Origin of the sequence: Planococcus donghaensis MPA1U2 (genome assembly GCF_000189395.1) — a bacterium.
Classification (GTDB): Bacteria; Bacillota; Bacilli; order Bacillales_A; family Planococcaceae; genus Planococcus; species Planococcus donghaensis_B.
Genome location: NZ_AEPB01000019.1, coordinates 1 through 20,695, shown reverse-complemented (window position 1 = coordinate 20,695; position 20,695 = coordinate 1). Strand labels below are relative to the sequence as shown.

The 20,695-nt window shown below is 38.5% G+C and carries 19 protein-coding genes and 1 other annotated feature; of the genes, 3 read left to right on the top strand and 16 right to left on the bottom strand.

Features of this window, described 5'->3' with window-relative positions:
* Positions 1–5 precede the first annotated feature (5 nt).
* From GPDM_RS05390 to GPDM_RS05350, 9 genes are all read right to left on the bottom strand, one after another.
* The gene (locus GPDM_RS05390; protein WP_237704139.1) at positions 6–1,217 is read right to left on the bottom strand and encodes a competence protein CoiA; all 1,212 of its coding nucleotides are present in this window, start codon (positions 1,215–1,217) and stop codon (positions 6–8) included.
* Positions 1,183–1,839, bottom strand: a complete 657-nt coding sequence (gene mecA, locus GPDM_RS05385; RefSeq protein ID WP_008429741.1) for an adaptor protein MecA — start codon at positions 1,837–1,839, stop codon at positions 1,183–1,185. Before mecA ends, GPDM_RS05390 begins: the two co-directional genes overlap by 35 nt.
* A 243-nt stretch (positions 1,840–2,082) precedes the next feature.
* On the bottom strand, positions 2,083–2,478 hold the full coding sequence (gene spxA / locus GPDM_RS05380; protein WP_008429739.1) for a transcriptional regulator SpxA: 396 nt from the start codon (positions 2,476–2,478) through the stop codon (positions 2,083–2,085).
* Positions 2,479–2,851: 373 nt separating this feature from the next.
* Positions 2,852–4,060 carry a putative glycoside hydrolase gene (locus tag GPDM_RS05375; protein WP_008429738.1) on the bottom strand — a complete coding sequence of 403 codons (1,209 nt, stop codon included), beginning with the start codon at positions 4,058–4,060 and terminating at the stop codon, positions 2,852–2,854.
* Between the two features lie 190 nt (positions 4,061–4,250).
* Complete coding sequence (locus tag GPDM_RS05370; protein WP_008429736.1) at positions 4,251–5,189, bottom strand: ABC transporter ATP-binding protein; 939 nt, start codon at positions 5,187–5,189, stop codon at positions 4,251–4,253.
* Complete coding sequence (locus GPDM_RS05365; RefSeq protein WP_008429734.1) at positions 5,189–6,244, bottom strand: ABC transporter ATP-binding protein; 1,056 nt, start codon at positions 6,242–6,244, stop codon at positions 5,189–5,191. The genes GPDM_RS05370 and GPDM_RS05365 overlap by 1 nt, the downstream gene beginning before the upstream one ends.
* Before the next feature lie 14 nt (positions 6,245–6,258).
* On the bottom strand, positions 6,259–7,287 hold the full coding sequence (gene opp3C, locus GPDM_RS05360) for an oligopeptide ABC transporter permease (RefSeq protein ID WP_008429732.1): 1,029 nt from the start codon (positions 7,285–7,287) through the stop codon (positions 6,259–6,261).
* A complete protein-coding gene (gene opp3b, locus GPDM_RS05355) occupies positions 7,287–8,222 on the bottom strand; it encodes an oligopeptide ABC transporter permease (RefSeq protein ID WP_008429730.1) in 936 nt (311 codons plus the stop codon). Before opp3b ends, opp3C begins: the two co-directional genes overlap by 1 nt.
* A 189-nt stretch (positions 8,223–8,411) precedes the next feature.
* The gene (locus GPDM_RS05350) at positions 8,412–10,103 is read right to left on the bottom strand and encodes a peptide ABC transporter substrate-binding protein (protein ID WP_008429728.1); all 1,692 of its coding nucleotides are present in this window, start codon (positions 10,101–10,103) and stop codon (positions 8,412–8,414) included.
* 251 nt (positions 10,104–10,354) lie between these two features.
* Here GPDM_RS05350 and GPDM_RS05345 point away from each other — a divergent pair, with 251 nt between their 5' ends.
* Together GPDM_RS05345 and trpS are read left to right on the top strand one after the other, a co-directional pair.
* Complete coding sequence (locus tag GPDM_RS05345) at positions 10,355–10,687, top strand: DUF3899 domain-containing protein (RefSeq protein WP_039862940.1); 333 nt, start codon at positions 10,355–10,357, stop codon at positions 10,685–10,687.
* Positions 10,688–10,730: 43 nt separating this feature from the next.
* Positions 10,731–10,943: a binding site (T-box leader), on the top strand.
* A gap of 44 nt (positions 10,944–10,987) precedes the next feature.
* On the top strand, positions 10,988–11,980 hold the full coding sequence (gene trpS, locus GPDM_RS05340; RefSeq protein ID WP_008429725.1) for a tryptophan--tRNA ligase: 993 nt from the start codon (positions 10,988–10,990) through the stop codon (positions 11,978–11,980).
* A 44-nt stretch (positions 11,981–12,024) separates the two neighbouring features.
* Here trpS and opp4A read toward each other — a convergent pair whose 3' ends face one another.
* From opp4A to GPDM_RS05305, 7 genes are all read right to left on the bottom strand, one after another.
* Positions 12,025–13,839, bottom strand: coding sequence for an oligopeptide ABC transporter substrate-binding protein (gene opp4A, locus GPDM_RS05335; RefSeq protein ID WP_008429723.1), 1,815 nt, complete (start codon positions 13,837–13,839; stop codon positions 12,025–12,027).
* A gap of 108 nt (positions 13,840–13,947) precedes the next feature.
* Entirely contained in the window at positions 13,948–14,859 is a 912-nt protein-coding gene (locus GPDM_RS05330) for an ABC transporter permease (RefSeq protein WP_008429721.1), read from the bottom strand.
* A gap of 25 nt (positions 14,860–14,884) precedes the next feature.
* The gene (opp4B, locus tag GPDM_RS05325; protein ID WP_008429720.1) at positions 14,885–15,847 is read right to left on the bottom strand and encodes an oligopeptide ABC transporter permease; all 963 of its coding nucleotides are present in this window, start codon (positions 15,845–15,847) and stop codon (positions 14,885–14,887) included.
* A 5-nt stretch (positions 15,848–15,852) separates the two neighbouring features.
* Positions 15,853–16,788, bottom strand: a complete 936-nt coding sequence (locus GPDM_RS05320) for an ABC transporter ATP-binding protein (protein WP_008429719.1) — start codon at positions 16,786–16,788, stop codon at positions 15,853–15,855.
* Complete coding sequence (locus tag GPDM_RS05315; RefSeq protein WP_008429717.1) at positions 16,775–17,791, bottom strand: ABC transporter ATP-binding protein; 1,017 nt, start codon at positions 17,789–17,791, stop codon at positions 16,775–16,777. Before GPDM_RS05315 ends, GPDM_RS05320 begins: the two co-directional genes overlap by 14 nt.
* 306 nt (positions 17,792–18,097) lie before the next feature.
* The gene (gene fabF, locus GPDM_RS05310; protein ID WP_008429715.1) at positions 18,098–19,333 is read right to left on the bottom strand and encodes a beta-ketoacyl-ACP synthase II; all 1,236 of its coding nucleotides are present in this window, start codon (positions 19,331–19,333) and stop codon (positions 18,098–18,100) included.
* A gap of 27 nt (positions 19,334–19,360) precedes the next feature.
* Positions 19,361–20,293: a beta-ketoacyl-ACP synthase III gene (locus GPDM_RS05305; RefSeq protein WP_008429713.1), complete on the bottom strand. Its 933-nt coding sequence runs from the start codon at positions 20,291–20,293 to the stop codon at positions 19,361–19,363.
* 187 nt (positions 20,294–20,480) lie between these two features.
* Here GPDM_RS05305 and GPDM_RS05300 point away from each other — a divergent pair, with 187 nt between their 5' ends.
* Positions 20,481–20,666 carry a YjzD family protein gene (locus tag GPDM_RS05300; protein WP_008429711.1) on the top strand — a complete coding sequence of 62 codons (186 nt, stop codon included), beginning with the start codon at positions 20,481–20,483 and terminating at the stop codon, positions 20,664–20,666.
* Positions 20,667–20,695: the final 29 nt, after the last annotated feature.

The window sequence follows — 20,695 nt, the reverse complement described above, 5'->3', positions numbered from 1 at the left end:
ACATCTTATTTTCTCAATTTTCTCACGTTTTTGCAATAGATATCATAGCAAATATCCAAAATATTGGAATTATCGATAGTGTCGTTTTTGTATTTTAAATAAAGCGCAATATAATCCTCTGCAAGAGTAATTGCTTGCTGCTCTTTTTTGGTATCGTTTAAAGCTAACCTACCTGAATAGATCAATCGCCTAATGCTTACACCTCTCATATGAGCTTCTACAACTTGCAATTGCCATAGAACTGCAGGCTGCTTAAAACATTCCGCACCTAGTAACGGGATGCCAAATAAGTCAGGCACATTTGTAACGTCTAAACGCAACTCATAACACAAGCGACAATATAGATTTCCAACTCGATTGCCTGCATATAATTGACTGTGAATGTATTGTTTTTTTACATGATAAAAAATGCCTATTACACGTTTAAATTCTTCTTTTGATAATGGCTTTGGCAATGCAAACGGGAAAATTTGTTTTGTTGCCGAAAGCGATTTGGTTTTTCCTACCCACCTACTTGAACTGACGTAAAACAAATTCGAATAATAATAAAACCGATTATCCAATGGGCAAAATAATAAGATGTACGGAAGTTGACCAGCGTATTGCATCATAGCCACTTCATGTACCTTAAGATGTAATAGTCCTATTCCTTCAAGACAAGGCTCTTTTAAACCCTTTAACCAAATAGGAGATATACTGAGTTGTTGATAACCTTTAGAGCGTTGTAGTAGCTGCGAAACAGGTAGCGGGCTACATTGAAACTCAACGGCATACCGTTCGTCGATTAATAAATCTGCTCGTTGACGAATTTCCGATAAGTATTTTTCTAATTCAGCTTTGAAGTTTAACTGGTGGAAGAATTGGTAAAGAAGAAGCTTTCCATGTAGATGTAAAGAGGATTCTGGTTCGCTGAAATGTTGGCAGTCTGAAAGAGTTTTGTGTGCAAAATGAGGAATATTGATTTCTCCAATTTTCAAAAGCAATGGAGCATGACAAGTGGGACAGAAAAATTTTTCGCGCAGACGAATTTCTAGCAATTCCTTTCGCGAGTACTCCCCAGTTAAATAAAACAACTGTTGGCGTGTCGTTGTTGCGACTAATATACAAATCACTCTCCTTTTTTCCAGTTTATGAAAAATAAAGCATTTTGGCAATAAAAAAAGATCTCCTATAAAGGAGATCTTAGCCAAAATAATGAAGGATATTTGCGAGTGCATCTTCTTCAAAAACAGGTTTCCCATATTCTTCAAGTCGATGTATCGTCACGGGAGATGAACGCAAGTACTCAGAGATAATGCTGACATTATTTTTAATGTCTTCTTCTGAGTGAAGTACTTCATCAAAACTCGTATGCAAGTAGTATTTATTTTCGAAATGGTACACTGAAGACTCAATTGGCACGTAAATTAAGCGGCGTGCAATGGGTAGCAATTCTTCCACTTCTGAAAAAACAAATGTATATTCAAGTTTCTTAACTTCCGGTTCGTCGAAGACAGGTTCGAATTCATCAAATTCCGGTGTCTCCGTGTCTTCACTTGCAAACATTTTACGGCGTTCTTCTATATCATCGGGCAAGTCAAGTTTTTGCCCATCTTTTGTTAGTTGAGCGCGTGTCACGGTAACCTCAAGACCTTTTTCCATTGCTTGGACTTGGATCCACAGCGGACCTTCCATTACGAAATCGGCTTCTTCGTTTACTTCATCCATCATTTCCCAAAAAAGCTCTTCACTTTTATCTCTGTTAAACCAGATTTCGTCACGGCTAAACCCTCGCTCTTCAACGTCGAGATAGGAAATGTAAAATTTAACTGTGTTATCGTTTATGCGTTCTATTTCCATTTTACACCTCTCCTTTACGGTTTGGACTAAGAGAACATTACTCAGAGCCGTGCTATGTTACTTCTAACTAGTATAACTTTATTTATAACTAAAGAAAAAGTTTATGCCTATTATCTTACTCAATTGCAAGTACATAGAGTTTAATGTACTTAACTGATAAATGCAACTAATTTAATATAAAGAAAAGCTGCCCGAGATCTCTTATGAAATACCATAAAGACCGGACAGCTCGTGTGATTATTGTTAGTTTACCATTCGCTGAGCTTCTAGCAACTGATAAGCTCTAACTTTACGCGGTAGGAATCGACGAATCTCATCCTCATTGTACCCGACCTGTAGACGTTTCTCATCCATAATAATCGGACGGCGAAGCAATCCAGGGTGTTCTTGAATCAGCTCATATAAACGCTGAAGTGGTAAACTTTCAACATCTACATTCAATTTTTGGAATATTTTAGAACGTGTAGAGATAATTTCATCTGTACCGTCTTCAGTCATACGTAAAATTTCTTTGATTTCACTAATTGTAAGTGGCTCAGAGAAAATATTGCGTTCTGTATATGGAATGTCGTGTTCCTCAAGCCAAGCTTTTGCTTTTCTGCAAGATGTGCAGCTCGGAGAAGTAAATAGTGTAACCATCATAGTGGAGCACTTCCTTTCGGATTCATGAAAATTTAATGTAATTCATTTTCCAATTTAGAATCATTATAGTTTAGAGGCTCTACATTCATTATACAACGGATGTAGTTGATTTAATAGTGTATCTTTATAAAAATTTTAATTTACAAGCTTTTTGTCACAATTTGACTATATATTCATTATATATTTACTGCTACATAATAAATTTACCCCATTTAAAGCTGTCGCAAACTTCCAAACTATACTTTTTTATTCTCATTTACAAATTCTTTTTGAAAATATGTTCTACACTTATATACTACGTTTGAAAAACATAAAAGTTTCGTAATAACGAAACTTTTATAAAGAAATACTCATTGTGTTTATAAAGAGATCAAGGTGTATAGTCTACGCCTTTTGAATAAGAGTTTCCTGCGTTCCAAAGAAGAAATTCTTCTATCCCTTGCTCATTTAAAGCTTTAATCTGCGCTTCTACTTCCTCTTTTCCATACCGCTTGTAATTGCCTGCCCCTAAATAACTTGCTGTAAAATCTTGTAGCCAAGGTCTTGAAACAGGTGGATTTTCTAATGCGCTTAAAACTTCATTTTCTACTTTTGCATATTCACTTACCAATTGATAAGGTTCTAGATCTGGCTTAGCAATACCAAAATACGACGTCCAATGACTTGGATAAATCATCGATGAAATAACATCTACATTTTCCGAGATTTTCGAGAAATTTTGACCAATGCCAGGGGCTTCTGGCAATGTCGCAGCATAGCCAAATATATCAACCGATACTTCTACTCCATAAGGTTCTAATTGCTCTTTTGCGTACGCAACAAAGTCTGTTACCGCTTCTACTCTTCTTTGTACAGAGTCAGCCTTAGAATCCTCATATTCACCAAATGAGTAGTTTAAATCATCTGCCCGTCGTTCAAATCCTTCTGGAAAGCGGACATAATCAAACTGAACTTCTTTAAAACCTAGCTTTGCTGCTTCAATGGCAATTTGCACATTGTAATCCCAAACTTCCTTAAGAAACGGATTTACAAATGAGTCACCGCGGTTATTCTTCCATACTTGATCTCCGTCCATAAAGGTCAAGTCATGTCGACTTTCCGCTAACACGGTATCTTTAAATACAACGACGCGTGCGATCGGATAGATCTCTTTTTCTTCTAACTTTTCTAACATTCCTCTTGGATCCTTTATCAGTCTTTGACCAATCTCTAGTTCTGCTAACGAAGAACCTTCTTCAGGTATGTATGTTAAATGACCTAAATCTTCTTTTATATCAATTACCATGGTGTTTAAGTCTGTTGTCTCTACAAGATTGATTAGCGAATCGAATCGTTCTCCTCCAGCAGAATGAGCTGTAACGAAAATGCCTCGAACGGCATCAGGATAAGTAAATTCAAGTCCTGAATCAAACTTAAATAAACCAGATGATGCTAGCACTTGTGAATCAAGTTGGACGGTGTGGTAAGTTCGTGGCGTAAAGTCTGGCGTTGTATCTTGTTCAGCTGCATGAACGTTTCCTGTATTTGCTAAACCAATACTTACTGCACAAATAGCTAACCATTTCCAGGTTGTGGTCATTTTCATCACTCCTTTTTTACTTTAGCATTTGAAATTATTGTCGTACTATTATGGATTAAAAATCCAGTTGTTTTGCGATATCCATTGTTCTTCCATTCTATCATTTTTCTGACTACTTAAAGTAAACTAATTGCTCCAAAACAAAATATATTCAAAACAAAAAAACGATGCCCCAAAGGACATCGTTTTTTTATTTAGTTACTGCAGCTGCTTTGATTGACTCAAGTTCACGCTCTGAACATTGAACAAAATGTCCAGGGCTGATTTCTCTCATTCGAACATCGTCAGCTTTTGTGTATTCATGAACAGCAGGATCGTATGATTTACGAACCCGGTTGCGCTCATAGTTTGGATCTGGAAGTGGAATCGCAGACAACAATGATTGCGTATATGGATGCAATGGGTTGTTGTATAACTCTTCTGCAGGTGCTAATTCTACTAATTTACCAAAGTACATAACTCCGATACGATCAGAAATGTATTTAACCATCGATAAATCATGTGCGATAAATAGGAATGTTAATCCTTTTTCAACTTGAAGTTCTTTCAATAAGTTTACGACCTGTGCTTGAATCGAAACATCTAGTGCAGAGATTGGCTCATCGGCAATGATGAAATCAGGATCTACTGCTAAAGCACGAGCAATTCCAAGGCGTTGACGTTGCCCACCTGAGAATTCATGTGGATAACGGTTCGCATGCTCTTTGTTTAATCCAACAGTTTCTAACAAATCATAAACCATCTTTTTACGCTCTGTTTGATCTTTTGCTAAGCCATGGATATCAATGCCTTCTGCAATAATATCCATAACTTTCATGCGCTGATTTAGAGATGCATAAGGATCTTGGAAGATCATCTGCATTTTACGATTGAATTTTTTCAAATCTTGTTTCGATTTTTTCCCATGAACATTTTCACCTTCATAGAATACATCACCGTCAGTAGCATCGTATAAACGAATAATTGAACGACCCGTTGTAGATTTCCCACAACCAGATTCGCCAACTAAACCTAAAGTTTCTCCTCTGTAAATATCGAAGCTAATATCATCTACTGCGCGGACTTCATTTGCCTTACCGATATTGAAATATTGTTTCAGGTTTTTAATTTCGAGTAATTTCTCAGCCATTACACCGCGCCCCCTTCATAATATCTGCTTCCTGGGAATTTCTTCATGCGCTCAATAACCGTCAATGGCGGTTCTACTTGAGGTGCATCTGGATGCAATAACCATGTTGCAGCCGAGTGTGTCTCACTAACTTTAAAGAATGGAGGATTTTGCTCCATATCAATTTTTAGTGCATATTCACTGCGAAGTGCAAAAGCATCTCCTTTTGGTGGATCCAATAAATCAGGAGGTGTTCCAGGAATTGCATACAATTTTGCATCTTCCGTATCTAACGAAGGCATTGAACTTAATAAGCCCCAAGTATAAGGATGTTGCGGATTGTAAAATACTTCATCAACTGTTCCAATTTCAACAATTTTGCCGCCGTACATAACCGCTACACGATCTGCAACGTTCGCCACTACACCAAGATCATGCGTAATGAAAATAATAGAAGTATCGATTTTTTTCTGCAAGTCTTTCATTAATTCAAGAATTTGTGCTTGAATCGTAACATCAAGTGCAGTTGTAGGTTCATCTGCGATTAAAATCTTTGGATTACAAGCTAATGAGATAGCAATTACAATACGTTGACGCTGACCACCCGAGAATTGGTGTGGGTATTGCTTCATACGCAATTCAGGCTTTGGCATACCAACTAAACGCAACAAGTCAATCGCTACTTTTTTCGCTTCAGTTTTGCTGATTTTTTGGTGCTTTAATAATGGCTCTGTTAATTGGCGACCAATTGGCATTGTCGGGTTCAAAGAAGTCATTGGATCTTGGAAAATCATCGAAATTTCTTTTCCGCGAATTTTTTGCATTTCTTTGTCGCTCAACTTTGTCAAATCACGACCACCAAATAAAATTTCACCATTTTTAAATTCTGCTGATTGTTCTGGCAGCAAACGCATAATGGATTTTGTCGTAACAGATTTTCCTGATCCCGACTCTCCAACGATTGCTAAAGTTTCACCTTTATTTAAATCAAAGTTAACCCCGCGTATCGCTTTAACTTCCCCAGCTTGGGTGTTAAAGGAAAGTTCAAGGTCTTTTACTTGTAAAATTTTCTCCATTTTAACTTTCCTCCTTAATCTTTCATCTTCGGATCGAGGGCATCACGAAGTCCATCACCAATCAAGTTAAATGCAATCATGATTAAACTCAACAAAATGGCCGGGAACGCTAAAATATGTGGCGCAAATTGAATTAATGCATACCCATCGTTAATCAACGTTCCAAGTGATGCATCTGGTGCTTGAAGCCCCAGTCCGATAAAGCTTAAAAAAGCCTCGAAGAAAATAGCACTTGGAATCGTAAACATCGTATTGATGATGATTACGCCTAAAACGTTCGGCATTAAATGCTTCCAAATAATACGGCTATCACTAGCTCCTAGTGTACGCGCTGCCAAAACGAATTCTTGGCTCTTGTATTTAAGAACTTGGCCACGAACAACTCGGGACATTCCAGTCCAACCCGTGATGGTCAAGGCAATAATGATGGCCAGTATCCCTGGGTCCATGATTAAGATAAAGAGAATAACTACTACTAAGTTTGGAATACCCGTTAAAATTTCAACGATACGTTGCATAATATCATCGACGCGCCCACCAAAGTAACCCGAAACGCCTCCATAAATTACTCCAATCAGCATGTCGATAGCAGCTGCTACAAAGGCAATAAATAAGGACACTTGAGTTCCTTTCCAAACACGAGAAAACATATCGCGTCCAAGGCCATCCGTTCCAAACCAATAATTAACTTCAACATTTTTCAGTTCATATAAGTCAACTTTTTCTCCACCCAACGTACCAACACCATTAAGAATTCCTAACTTTTCAATACCAGGAACTTTTGGCGGTAAGTTTGCGTGAGTAATCGTTTGAGCATTTGGCTCGTAAGGACTGATAACTGGTCCTAAAAATGACATAATTACGATTAGCCCAAATAAAATTAAGCTAAGCAAAGCACCTTTATTTTTACGAATACGATACCAAGCATCCTGCCAAAAGCTAACACTCGGCTTTGTAATACGCTCCGCTTGTTTAGCATCCAACGTAATTCGTTCAAACGAACCTTTTGGCAGTTCTGGGATTTTATCAAATTTCTGAGTCATTAATTTTTACCTCCTGAAAGACGGATACGGGGATCAATGACACCATACAAAATATCTACTAGCAAGATAATCACAATTAGGAATACCGAGAAGAAGATAGTAGTTCCCATGATGATGGCAAAGTCATTTACCATAATCGATTTAACAAATTGTTCCCCGATACCAGGTATTGCGAAAATTTGTTCGACAACTAGTGATCCTGTAAGAATCGCTACAGCCATTGGCCCTAATACCGTGATTAATGGAATTAATGCGTTACGGAACGCATGTTTGAACGCAATTTCAGAGCCACTCGCACCTTTAGCTTTTGCTAACGTGATATAGTCTGACCCAAGAACTTCAATCATTTCAGTACGGATAAAACGTGCTGCTGTAGCAAGCGGGAACATTGCTAATGCAACAGATGGTAGAACACTAGACATAAAACCATCTTTCCATAAAGCTACAGGGAACAAGTCCCATTTTAAACCGAACCAATACTGCAGTAATGATGCGAAAACGAAAGAAGGAATCGATATTCCGACAATCGCAACAAATGTACTCGTATAGTCAATCCAAGTGTTTTGCCTTAAAGCAGCAATCATTCCTAAAAGAATTCCTAAAACGGTACCTAATACCATTCCTTGGAAACCTATTTGAGCTGAAGGACCCATTCGGCTTAAAATGACATCTGTAACGTCCGCACCTTTAAATTGGTTAATGGAAATCCCTAAATCACCTTGTACTAAACCAAACATATAATCGAAATACTGAACTGGAAGCGGTTTATCCAATCCGTATCTTGCTTCAACAACTGCCCTTTGTTCTGGAGATAATTTATCTGCGGAAGCGACGGGGGAACCTGGTAAAATTTTCATTAAGAAAAAAGTAAATGTAGCAATCAATGCTAGAGTGATCACCATATAAATTAAACGCTTGCCTATATACTTCGCCATAGTGCACCTCCAAAAATAATTCTATTAAACAAGTCTAGCCTATCGGACTTTGTACTTGCAACATTCATGAGTTAGCAGAAAATGGTCAATTTTCGGTTAATTCCTTGGCATTAGAAAAGAGAGTATATCAATCTAAATATGCGATATACTCTCTTTCTATTTTGTTTTTACAGTAGCGGGATTAAATTATTATTTGCCCGAAATGTATGCCCACTTGTAAGAGAAGTCTCCACCGAATGGGTGTTTGATAATGTCATTTACATATGGTTGTTGAAGAGCCATAGCTCCGCGCTGATAAATTGGTGCGATTGCAGCATCGTCAGCTAAAAGAATTTTCTCAGCTTTCGCCATTGCTTCCCAACGTCCAGCTGCATCTGTTGCTAATTCGCCTTTAGCTGATTCAACTAAAGCATCATACTCTGAGTTCGAGTAAGACATTTTGTTTTGAGCAGATCCAGTAACAAACAAGTCGATGAATGTCATAGGATCCTGGTAATCAGGTCCCCATCCAGCAGTTTGGATGTCATAGTCCTGAGCTTCGTCAAGTTCTAAACGAACTCCGAAAGGTACAGCTTTAAGGTTGATAGTTAAACCTTCAAGGTTAGTTTCAAGTTGATCTTTCAAATATGCATCCATGTTTTTAGCAGTTTCAGTGTCGCCACCTAAGATTTCAAGTGTAACTTCTTCCACTCCTAATTCTTCAAGACCCATAGCCCAATGCTCTGCAGCTTCTTCTGCGTTAAATTCAATTAGGTCTCCATTAACATCACGGAAATCAGCATTGTTTTCATCAAAAGAAAACTCAGTTGGCACTAAGTAGTTAGCTGGTAGTGAACCGTTAGCTAATACTACGTCTACTAGATCTTGCTTGTTGAACCCTTGTGCAATTGCTTTACGGATGTGTACGTTTTCAAGAGCATTTTTCTCGCCTTTACGCTCTTGGTTAAGTTTGAAGTAGAAAAGAGTTGGTTCTAGGTCAGTTACTAAGTTTTCGTCATTTGCATATTGTCTTGCAAATTCACCAGCTAAGCCAGCGCGATCTTTTTCACCAGAGTTGTAAAGGTTAACTGCAGTAGCAGGTTCTTTTACAACGTCCCAGTTGATTGTTTCAAGTTTAACTGTTTCAGCATCCCAGTACTCTGGGTTTTTCTGCATTTTCCAAGTTAAACCAGTTCCGTCCCAATCAGTTAACGTGAATGGTCCGTTGAAGATTAAGTTATCAGAGTTAGAAGCGTAAGCATCGCCTTTTTCAGAAATGAAAGCTTCGTTCTGTGGGTAGAAAGTTGGGAAAGACATTAATGACATAAAGTAAGGTACTGGACGCTCTAATTGAACTTCTAGAGTGTTATCGTCTACAGCTGTAACTGCCAATTCAGTCGGTTCCATTTCTCCTGCAGCAATTTCAGTAGCATTTACAATCGAACCAGCCATCATGTAAGCTCCGTATGGAGAACCTGTAGCAGGATCAATTGAACGTTGCCAAGAGTAAACAAAATCGTTAGCAGTAACTGGAGTACCATCTGACCAGTTAGAATCACGTAATTTGAACGTGTAAGTTAATCCATCTTCGCTGACAGTAGGTTCACCATCTGCTAGTGCTGGTTCAGCAACATTTTCTTTGTTTAAGCGGAATAGACCTTCGTTAACATTATTGAAAATGTTAAACGCAACTGCATCTTCAGCTAAAGAAATATCCATAGTTGGAATTTCAGCGCTCTCCATTAAGTTAAGAACTTGTTCTGCATCTGGTTCCCCAGCCGTTTCGTTTCCGTCTGTTTTGTCAGTTCCAGTTTCTTTTTCATCGTCGCCACCACATGCAGCTAGAAAAGCACTTAAAACTAGTACTAGGCTTAATAGCCAAAAAATCTTACTGTTCTTCACTAAATTGACCCCCTCGAATTTTCTGAAAAATTGGTACACTGCTAATTATACATAATATTTTTTTCTTGTACAGAACTTTTTTGCTAATTTTTACACTCTTGTAACAATTGCGTTACATTAACATTACAGAAAGTCGCGAGAATGTTGGATTTGTAAGCGTTTCCGGCGTCTACGATGATTATATATTTTTTTGATTTTTTTTTGATTTTCTTCTACAATTGATAAGAATTGAGGTGCACACGTTGAAAAAAATGATTTTTTCATTATTAATTATTCAAATGTTAATCTTCCTTACTACAATTTTGCGAACAGATGAACTCACCTTATTATCCTACATTAACAACTCATTTGTTTATGGTGGAATTTTACTTTTTTTAGGTTTGTGGGTTTTTGTTATCCGCACAGGAGTTTTTGACATATTTACGATCAGTATGAGAAAAGCTTTCAAAATGAAGTCTACTATAGAAGATGATGAAATGCGCCCCCCTTCTGAAGCACTGGGTTTCTCTAGTTCGTATTTACTTATTATTGGTACCATAACGTTACTGATAATGTTGATTTGTTTAGCGATTTATAGCATCTAATATTGCTTAAGAAATCGTTTATGTATTATAATAATACTATATAAAACGGGCAATGATAAAGAAGAGTAAATGCAGTTCCTTCTATAATAGAGAGTCTGTGGTTGGTGAAAACAGATGGAGTGCTGCATTGAATGGACTTTGGAGCTGAATTGGTGAACGTACAGTAGCCGATTCCGTGTTCTTCACGTTACGAAGAAGAGTGGCCGGTGACGGCAACTAGGGTGGTACCGCGGAAAACACATCATTCGTCCCTTTTTTTAGGGATGTGTGCTGTGTTTTTTAATTTGAGGAGGAATAAGGATGAAGAAGAAAATTTTTTCAGGCGTTCAGCCTACCGGTACGGTAACACTCGGAAATTACATAGGTGCTTTCAAGCAATTTACCGAATTACAAGATGAATATGATTGTATTTTTTGCATCGTCGATCAACATGCTATCACGATGCCTCAAGATCGATTGGAACTACGCAAAAATATTAAGGCATTAGCTGCACTTTATCTAGCTGTTGGAATCGATCCAGAAAAAGTAACTTTGTTTATTCAGTCAGAAGTTCCGGCACACGCACAAGCCGGATGGATGCTGCAATGCGTTTCGACCATCGGTGAACTTGAACGCATGACACAATACAAAGATAAATCCGCTAAAAATACTTCTGTCTTAGCAGGGCTATTAACGTACCCACCTTTAATGGCAGGCGATATTCTATTGTATCAAACAGACATTGTGCCGGTTGGTGATGACCAGAAGCAACATATTGAACTGACACGTGATTTAGCAGAACGTTTTAACCGAAAATACAATGACATCTTTACGATTCCTGACATCCGCATTCCTAAAAATGGTGCGCGAATTATGTCTCTTCAAGACCCTACCAAGAAAATGAGCAAATCTGATCCGAACAAAAAAGCAATTATTACGTTGCTAGATGACTTGAAAACCATCGAAAAGAAAATCAAGAGCGCTGTAACTGATTCTGAAGGAATCGTTCGTTATGATCCAGTTAATAAGCCTGGAGTAGCCAATCTTTTGACAATCGAAGCCGCATTGACTGGTGAAAGTATCGATAGCTTAGTTTCAAAATACGAAGGTTCGGGCTATGGTGACTTTAAGTCTTCGGTAGCACAAGCGGTTACTCAGCATTTAGCGCCTATTCAAGAGCGTTATAAGGCATTACTAGATTCTGAAGAGTTAGATGTCATTTTAGATGCAGGAGCTGAAAAAGCGAATTTCCTAGCAAATAAAACACTTAAGAAAATGGAAAATGCAATGGGTCTTGGCCGAAAAAGAAAGTAAAAAAAGGAGCTGTGATTTTCACAGCTCCTTTTCTATTTGGATTATTATTCTGCAGTAACCGGTGAATCTTGGCTTACAGCAAGGTCAGACAAGTAAATTTCAGTTCCATCACCAATCGCATAATTTAATACACGGTCGTTAACAGGACTCAATACAGCACGGTATAAGGTTGGGAATACCGGCACTTCATCAACCATCAACTGCTGCCATTCGTCGTAAACGTCTTGACGGAACGCCAGGTCAAACGCTTCTTCAGAACGCCCTTCTTTTAATAAACGTTCGTTTTCTTCATTTTCCCAGCGTGGGAAATTGTATAAAGCTTCTGCTCCGTAAAGTCCTGAAGGATCTACATCAATTCCAACACCCCATGCTGCTTGGTAAACATCAACATCAGGGTTGTCTTCCCCGCCGTTACCAACACGATCGTAAAATGTGTTAAATTCAAGCATTTCTAAGTTCACTTTCAAGCCAACTGCTTCCCAAGACTGGACATAATATTGTGCTAAAGGTTCAGCAGTATCCCCACCTGTCATCGAAATAAAGTTAATTTCTAATGGGTTGCCTTCCGGATCTTCTCGGATTCCATCACCATCTGTATCTGCATAGCCAGCGTCATCCAATAGTGTTTTCGCTACTTCTGGGTCATACGCTCTTCCTTCATTTGAATCATCATGGAATTCAGGATGTGACGGCGGAATCAATGTTGTTGCATTCCAGCGTAATCCATTATAGAAACGTTCGCCAACCGCTGTATTATCTACAGCATGCCACATTGCTTTACGAAGTTCTACATCGCCCATTTTCGCGTCTGGATTAGGTTGAACGCGATTATTCTCTGCGTCCCACGTCCCGAGTTTAAAGCCGATATACGTATAAGCACGGTCTACTGCACCTAAAAATTCCACATTAGACATGTCAGCATTATCAGGGAATTGATCCACTGGGAATTCACTGATCAAGTCTACTCCACCTGTTTCAAGCTCTTGAACTACTGTAGAGCTGCTGATGACTTTAATTGTGACGCCATCGAGGTTTGGTTCACCGCGCCAGTAGTCTTCGTTTTTCGTAAGTGTTACAGATTCTCCTGGAACAATGCTTTCTACTTTAAATGGACCAAAACCAATTGGGTTTTCACGTACTTCTGGAGAAGAAGAAATATCCGCTACTGCCATATCCCCAAAAATATGCTTAGCTAATGGGTAAGACCAAATGCTTCCTGTTAAAAGTGATGGTGTTGATTCGATATACGTGATTTTCAACGTTTTTTCATCGACTACTTCGATACCAGAAATTGTATCCGCTTTACCGCTATTGTATTCTTCCATACCTTCAATGTTTGTGAAATCTGAATTGTAACGAGGACCGTCATATTCAGGGTTACCAATTACTTCATGAGCAAACAACCAATCTTCTGCAGTGACAGGTTCGCCGTCATGCCAATTAACATTGTCGCCAATTTTAAACGTAAATGTGCGTCCATCTTCAGAAACTTCGTATGTTGCAGCTCCATCATTTGTGTACACATAGTTTTCGTCCCAAGTTAACAAACCTTCATCAAACCAGTTTAAAATTTCTGCATCTGGTGCGCCAGAATAAAAGTTCCAGTTTAATGTTCCTTCAAATACTGTATCCGATACTAAACCAAATGTAATGTTGCCACCATCGATGGCTTCGCCTTCGTTTGTCTTTACATTGCTAAAGTCTTCAATTGAATACAGTCCATCATCTTTTTGTTCTTGTTTTCCGTCTGAGTCTTTTTTTCCACCGCTATCTTTAGTGGCTTCATCGTCACCGCTACACGCTGCTAATAGCAATGCTAAAGACAAGATCAATACTTTAGACTTGTTATTCTTCCCCATTCTCTGTTTCCCCCTCTAGAGTTAAATATAATAATTGCTGTTTGCACACTTCAAAATAATATTTCATAACAGTAGCCAGACTTTGATCCCCCTTCTTCCCCTATATTGTTACCCTCTTCGCTGCCGGGCATCGGTAGCGCGTTTTAAAGCTTGCCCGACGTTATTTATACTAAGCATCAATACTAATATGAGAATTGATGCAGGTAACCAAATCCACCATCTTAACTCCAAAGTTTGAGGATTACGTGCATAACTAATCAAGGTTCCTAAACTTGGTGTCGATTCAGGAAAACCAAATCCTAAAAAGGATAGGCCAGATTCAATGCCAATGTTAGCTGCTAAATTTAATGTCATTGTAACAATGATAATTGAACTTAAATTAGGAAGCACTTGGAAAAACATAATTTTGAAATTGGATGTACCCAATGTTTTGGATGCTTTTACATAATCCAATTCTTTTTCCTGTAATGCTTTAGAGCGTATGAGACGGGCGATTCCCATCCATAAGAACGCTGTCATAATTAAGGAAAATGACACAATGCTGTAACCAGGGACGGCTGTAACAAATGCAATAACAATCATCAAAGTCGGTAACACCATAAAAAAATCAACAAAACGCATAAAGATATTATCGACAGTGCCTCCGTAATATCCAGAAACAAGTCCAATCAATATACCAATAATCCCTGTCAGCAAAGTGATCAAAATACCGATAGCTAAAGAATTACGTGTTCCTATGATTAATTGCCCAAATATATCACGCCCGCCGTAATCAGTACCTAACCAATACATGGAAGATGGCGCTTCATAAAGTGCAAACAAATCAACTTTGATGATGTCATCTTGGTCGAGAATAATTGATGTGCCAAACACACCCACAATGATGAGAAATAAGAACAATAATGATACAAATGCAACTTTGTCCCGTATTAATTCTCTTAGTAATATACTAAATCCAGATGGGCTTTTACCGAGATCCACATCAGGAATTTGTGTTCCACTGTCTTTATCAAGTCTCATATTTACACCTCAAAATTATCATTTATTATTTAATTCGAATGCGTGGATCTACCAAACTTAAGATGATATCGGATAATAACGCTCCAATGATTGCTGCTAGTCCAAATAATAGAACAAGTGCGGTCATAACGCTGTAATCCCGCAAGCTGATTGAAGACAGAAATAATTCGCCCATTCCGGGGTAGCCAAAAATATTCTCAATGAATATGGTTCCGCCGATCAACCCTGTTATTTCGTAACCAAAAAAAGCGGCAATTGGGAGTAAAGAGTTCCGAAGAACATGACGATTATAAACGCGTGATTCGGATGCGCCTTTAGCTCGAGCTGTTACGATAAAATCTTTTTGTTTTGTATCAATGATCTCACTTCTTAAATACTGAACTGTCGAAACAGTCGTGATTAGTGCCATCGATAATGCAGGTAATAATAAATGATTTACTTTGCTGATAAAATATTCGAATGTTCCAGGTGTTGTTCCTGGTGTGACACTACCGCTTGTCGGGAACCAACCTAACTGGAAGCCGAAAACAAACAACATTACTAAAGCGAAAATAAACAAAGGTGCTGCAAATCCAATATACGTATAACCCGTAATTGCACGATCTAGCCAAGTATCGTTAAAGCGGCCACTAATAATTCCTAAAGGAATAGCGATTAAATACGTTAATATCAATGTCGCTAAAGAAAGCCATAATGTATTGATCATTCGCGCGCCAATTAAATCAGATACTGGCATTTTAAAGCGGAATGACTGTCCAAAGTCACCTTGAATGACACCTTTAATCCAGTCAATATACTGTACATACCAAGGGTTATTTAATCCAAGACGTTCTCTCATAGCTTCGATTGTAGCCGGATCAATACTCGGGTCAATTAATCCAGTTAATGCATCCCCCGGCATTGCTTGAGCTAAAATAAATACTAAAAGACTTAAGACAATAATTTGCGGGATAGTAATAAGTGTTCTGCGTACTATTAGTTTCCACATACCATTTAAACTCCCTCTCCCAAAGCTACTTGATGAGTAGCCGATATAGATTTTAAGGAGAAAGGCAAACCTTCTTCATCAAAAAAGTCTTTTTCCAGTCTGTCGTATTCAGACTTAACCAATTTGCGATTAGCGTAATGCTTTTCTCGGTTGCGCGGATCACTGTCTGGAATTGCCGCGATTAAACGTTTCGTATAAATATGTTGTGGATTTGTAAAAATCTCCTCAGCGGTGCCATGCTCAACATAACGACCTTTGTACATTATGCCGATATGGTCGCACATGTGACGAATAATTCCTAAATCATGACTAATGAATAAATACGTTAAATTTAGTTCTTTTTGGATTTCACGCATAAAATTCAATACTTGAGCTTGAACAGATACGTCTAAAGCTGATACAGGTTCATCTGCAATGATTAATTTCGGCTTTAATGCAATTGCCCGGGCAATACCGATACGTTGTCGCTGTCCGCCAGAAAATTCATGCGGATATTTATATATTGCCTCTGGACTAAGACCTACTAATTCCATTAGCTCTTGAACGCGTATTCGCTCATCTTTTGCTGAAAGCTTTTCATAATTACGAAGCGGTTCAGCTACAATATCTATTACTCTTTTTTTAGGATTTAACGATGAAAATGGATCTTGAAAAATCATCTGTATATCTTTTCGCACATCGATATACTCTTTTCTGCTCACAGAGGCCAAGTCTCTGCCTTCAAATAGGACTTTTCCTGAAGTAATATCGTTTAAGCCGATAATGGCGCGTCCTGTTGTTGTTTTTCCAGATCCAGACTCTCCAACTAGTCCATACGTTTGACCTTGTTCAATCGAAAATGAAACGCCATCCACCGCGCGAACATGATCTTTCACTGTCTGAAAAACACCGCCACGAATAGGAAAGTGGACTTTCAGGTTTTCAACTTCAATTAGCGACATAATTGCGCTCCTCCTTGGCTTGTTCTGGGAAATAAAAGTCTTTATAGCATGTGCAACGCACAAAATGACCGTGACTTATTTCGTGAAGTTCCGGGGAAGCTTCATGTGCTGAGTCTTCAATCCATGGAATACGACTTGCAAATCGGCATCCTGTTCTCGGTAATTTTTGAAGAGATGGTACGACCCCTTGAATAACATGAAGATCTGATTTCACCTCTGCCAATGTCGGAATCGAATTTAATAGCGAGCGTGTATATGGATGTTGCGGGTTTTCCATCAATGTATAAATGTCTGCAATTTCTACGATTTGTCCCGCATACATCACCGCTACTCGGTCAGCCATCTCAGCGACTACTCCTAAATCATGTGTAATTAGAATAATGCCGGCATGCATGGTATCTTTCAGTTCTTTTATTAAGTCTAGAATTTGCGACTGAATCGTTACATCTAATGCAGTAGTCGGTTCGTCAGCAATCAAAAGTTCAGGTTGGTTTGAAATGGCCATCGCAATGACAATACGTTGCCGCATCCCACCCGATAGTTCATGCGGATATTGATAATAGGTTTTTTCAGGACGTGGAATACCAACTTGGTTCAGCAGGTTAATCACTTGTTTTTTTCGTAAACTTTTAGAAGTTTTAGGATTGTGAAGGAAAATCGCTTCATCAATTTGCGCACCTACAACCATAAGAGGGTTGAGTGCAGAAAGCGCATCTTGAAAAATCATTCCCATTTCACTACCGCGCAATTGCTTCATGTAATTCGCGTTTGCATTTACTAAATTAGTGCCTTTGTAGTTAATTTCCCCTTCAATTTTGGCTCTTGTATGAAGCCCCATGATAGAAAATGCAAATGCGCTTTTTCCAGAACCCGATTCTCCAACGATTGCCAACACTTCGTTTTTTCTAACATTCAACGAAACGTCATCAACCGCTGCATAATAATCATCTTTGATTCTAAAAGACGTTTTTAAATTTTTGATTTCAAGCAAAACATCATTCACAATGATCCTCCTTAAAATAAAGCGTTTTGTTTTGACTTACCTGTTTTGTATTCTTATATCCAAACAAGTTGAATTTTCAGTTATACTAGGATACAAAAACACTTTTCTAGTCGACTCCAAAGCTTTTTAATGCTATTGTACATGTATCGATATTTCATTATATTTAGAATAGCATAACAATTTAAAGAATAGACAGTTTTTTTCAATTTTCTATAAAATTTTGGTTATTTTACCTGTTGCTTTACTTATTAAAAAAAAATGGCATCGTGCAATAACTATTGCACGATGCCATTTTGGTTAAAGTTATTAAATTTTCTTGAATACAAGTGAAGCGTTATGTCCACCAAATCCAAGGGAGTTGCTCATTGCAAAATCAAAGTCCGCTTTACGTGCTTCATTTGGAACATAGTCCAAGTCGCATTGTTCGTCAGGCGTTTCGTAATTTGTTGTTGGCGGCATAATGCCTTCTTGTAATGCTAATGCTGTGAAAATCGCTTCAACTCCACCAGCTGCACCAAGTAAATGACCTGTCATAGATTTTGTTGAGCTCATGCCTAGTTTATATGCATGTTCTCCAAATACTGTTTTCACAGCCATTGTTTCGTATAAATCGTTATAAGCTGTACTTGTGCCATGCGCATTAATATAACCAATGTCTGTCGTCTCTATTCCAGCATCTGCTATTGCTTGCGCCATAGCACGCGCGGCACCTTCTCCACCTTCTGCAGGTGCAGTAATATGATACGCATCACCAGTTGATCCATAACCAATAATTTCTGCATAAATTTTAGCACCACGTGCTTTTGCAAATTCGTATTCTTCTAGAATTACAATACCAGCACCCTCTGCAATAACAAAACCATCACGATTTTTATCAAATGGTCGAGAAGCTGTAGCTGCATCCGTATTTGTCGACAATGCTGTGTTTGCTGTAAAGCCAGCTACAGACAATTGGGTAATTGGGGCTTCTGCTCCACCTGAAATCATGGCATCAGCATCTCCACGCTGAATCACTTTAAATGCATCCCCTATTGAGTTTGTACCTGAAGCACAAGCTGTAACCGAACATGAATTAATCGCTTTAGCACCAAAGTAAATTGATACTTGGCCAGAAGCCATATCTGGAATGATCATCGGGATTAAGAAAGGACTAATACGTCGTACACCACGCGTATTAAGTACGTTCATTTGGTTTTCAATTGTTTCCATTCCACCAATACCGGATCCGATCCAAACTCCTGTACGCAATGCAGTTTTTTCATCCAATTCGAGATTGGCATCTTTCATAGCCATAATCGAAGCAGCAAGCGCATAATGTGTAAAGCGATCCATTTTACGTGCTTCTTTCTTCTCCACATATTCTTCTATTGAAAAATCGTTTACTTCAGCCGCAACTTTTGCAGAGAATAAATCCGAATCTAATCTAGTTAATGGACCAATTCCGGATTTACCGTTTTTGATCGCTTCCCATGTTGTTTCAATATTATTGCCTAAAGGCGTAACTGCGCCAATGCCTGTAATAACTACTCGGCGATTTTCCATTCTATCTTCTTCCTTTCGCATAGCTAATTATTTGCCCCACTTCATTGCAATCGCGCCCCATGTTAAACCGCCGCCAAATCCGACCATGACGATGACGTCGTCGTCTTTGATACGACCCTCTTCTAGGTCTTCGATGAGAGAAATTGGAATAGATGCCGCTGAAGTGTTGCCATATTTATGAATCGTTTTCGACATTTTTTCAATTGGTAGACCTAGACGTTCTCTAGATGCTTCCATTATACGAATATTTGCTTGATGCGGAATAAGAAAATCGACGTCTTCTTTTTGCAATCCAGCTTTTTCGATAACATTTATAGCTGACTCACCCATTTGACGTACCGCGAATTTAAAAACTTCACGACCATTCATAACGAGATACTCATCTTGGTAAAGATGCTTGCCACCGCGTCCATCCGCTCCAAGTTCAAACGATAATATACCGCGTCCTTCTGAGACTTTACCAATTATTGCAGCTCCTGCACCGTCTCCAAAAAGAACGGCTGTGTTGCGGTCTTCCCAATTGGTGATTTTTGATAGTTTTTCCACACCAACGACAAGAACATATTTATAAACATCAGATTCGATAAATTGTTTAGCTGTAACAACTCCGTACATGAACCCTGCACATGCTGCTGAAACATCCATAGCCGCTGCATTAACTGCTCCAATTTCCTGCTGAATCACACAAGCCACTGACGGAAAAGGCTGGTCAGGAGTAACTGTTGCCACTAGGATTAAACCGATATCAGCTGGATCAATACCCGCATCTTTAATCGCTTTTTTTGCCGCTTCACGTGCCATATCAGAAGTGTCTTGTTCATCTTTTGCAATTCGGCGTTCTTCTATGCCTGTCATTGTACGGATCCATTCGTCGTTCGTATCCATGCGCTGCTCTAATTGAAAATTTGTCAATTTATCTTCTGGTAGACATCTGCCCATACCGATTATTCCAGCATTCATTATATATCCCTCATTTCAATTATCATCATATATTAGTACCTGGTGTTAATAATACGCCATCTACTATTCAATTTCAACTAACTGACATATTTACGACAAAATATCTTCATTCTTTATAATCTTTCTTTCTGTCTGTTAAGGCTTGTGCTATGATTAAGCTAGATATTCTATGTAGAGGTGAAACTAGATGCAATATATTGGAACGTTTTTATGGTCATTCTTATTAATTTCATTGGTCAACTATGTGGTAAGTGCCGTTCAGAATGTACATTTCGACTTTATGATGGGCGTTTACATTTCAATCGGAGTTTCAATTTTAATCTTTGTAATCGCAGCTGTTATTCCGAACGAACCAACTCCAGAAAAACATTAATAAAAAAGAAGCGTAAGCCGGAAATCCGG

Coding starts and splice junctions, on each gene's coding strand:
- GPDM_RS05390 (WP_237704139.1), bottom strand. CDS start 1,217: ATGCACTCGCAAATATCCTTCATTATTTTGGCTAAGATCTCCTTTATA.
- mecA (WP_008429741.1), bottom strand. CDS start 1,839: ATGGAAATAGAACGCATAAACGATAACACAGTTAAATTTTACATTTCC.
- spxA (WP_008429739.1), bottom strand. CDS start 2,478: ATGGTTACACTATTTACTTCTCCGAGCTGCACATCTTGCAGAAAAGCA.
- GPDM_RS05375 (WP_008429738.1), bottom strand. CDS start 4,060: ATGACCACAACCTGGAAATGGTTAGCTATTTGTGCAGTAAGTATTGGT.
- GPDM_RS05370 (WP_008429736.1), bottom strand. CDS start 5,189: ATGGCTGAGAAATTACTCGAAATTAAAAACCTGAAACAATATTTCAAT.
- GPDM_RS05365 (WP_008429734.1), bottom strand. CDS start 6,244: ATGGAGAAAATTTTACAAGTAAAAGACCTTGAACTTTCCTTTAACACC.
- opp3C (WP_008429732.1), bottom strand. CDS start 7,287: ATGACTCAGAAATTTGATAAAATCCCAGAACTGCCAAAAGGTTCGTTT.
- opp3b (WP_008429730.1), bottom strand. CDS start 8,222: ATGGCGAAGTATATAGGCAAGCGTTTAATTTATATGGTGATCACTCTA.
- GPDM_RS05345 (WP_039862940.1), top strand. CDS start 10,355: ATGATTTTTTCATTATTAATTATTCAAATGTTAATCTTCCTTACTACA.
- trpS (WP_008429725.1), top strand. CDS start 10,988: ATGAAGAAGAAAATTTTTTCAGGCGTTCAGCCTACCGGTACGGTAACA.
- opp4A (WP_008429723.1), bottom strand. CDS start 13,839: ATGGGGAAGAATAACAAGTCTAAAGTATTGATCTTGTCTTTAGCATTG.
- GPDM_RS05330 (WP_008429721.1), bottom strand. CDS start 14,859: ATGAGACTTGATAAAGACAGTGGAACACAAATTCCTGATGTGGATCTC.
- opp4B (WP_008429720.1), bottom strand. CDS start 15,847: ATGTGGAAACTAATAGTACGCAGAACACTTATTACTATCCCGCAAATT.
- GPDM_RS05320 (WP_008429719.1), bottom strand. CDS start 16,788: ATGTCGCTAATTGAAGTTGAAAACCTGAAAGTCCACTTTCCTATTCGT.
- fabF (WP_008429715.1), bottom strand. CDS start 19,333: ATGGAAAATCGCCGAGTAGTTATTACAGGCATTGGCGCAGTTACGCCT.
- GPDM_RS05305 (WP_008429713.1), bottom strand. CDS start 20,293: ATGAATGCTGGAATAATCGGTATGGGCAGATGTCTACCAGAAGATAAA.
- GPDM_RS05300 (WP_008429711.1), top strand. CDS start 20,481: ATGCAATATATTGGAACGTTTTTATGGTCATTCTTATTAATTTCATTG.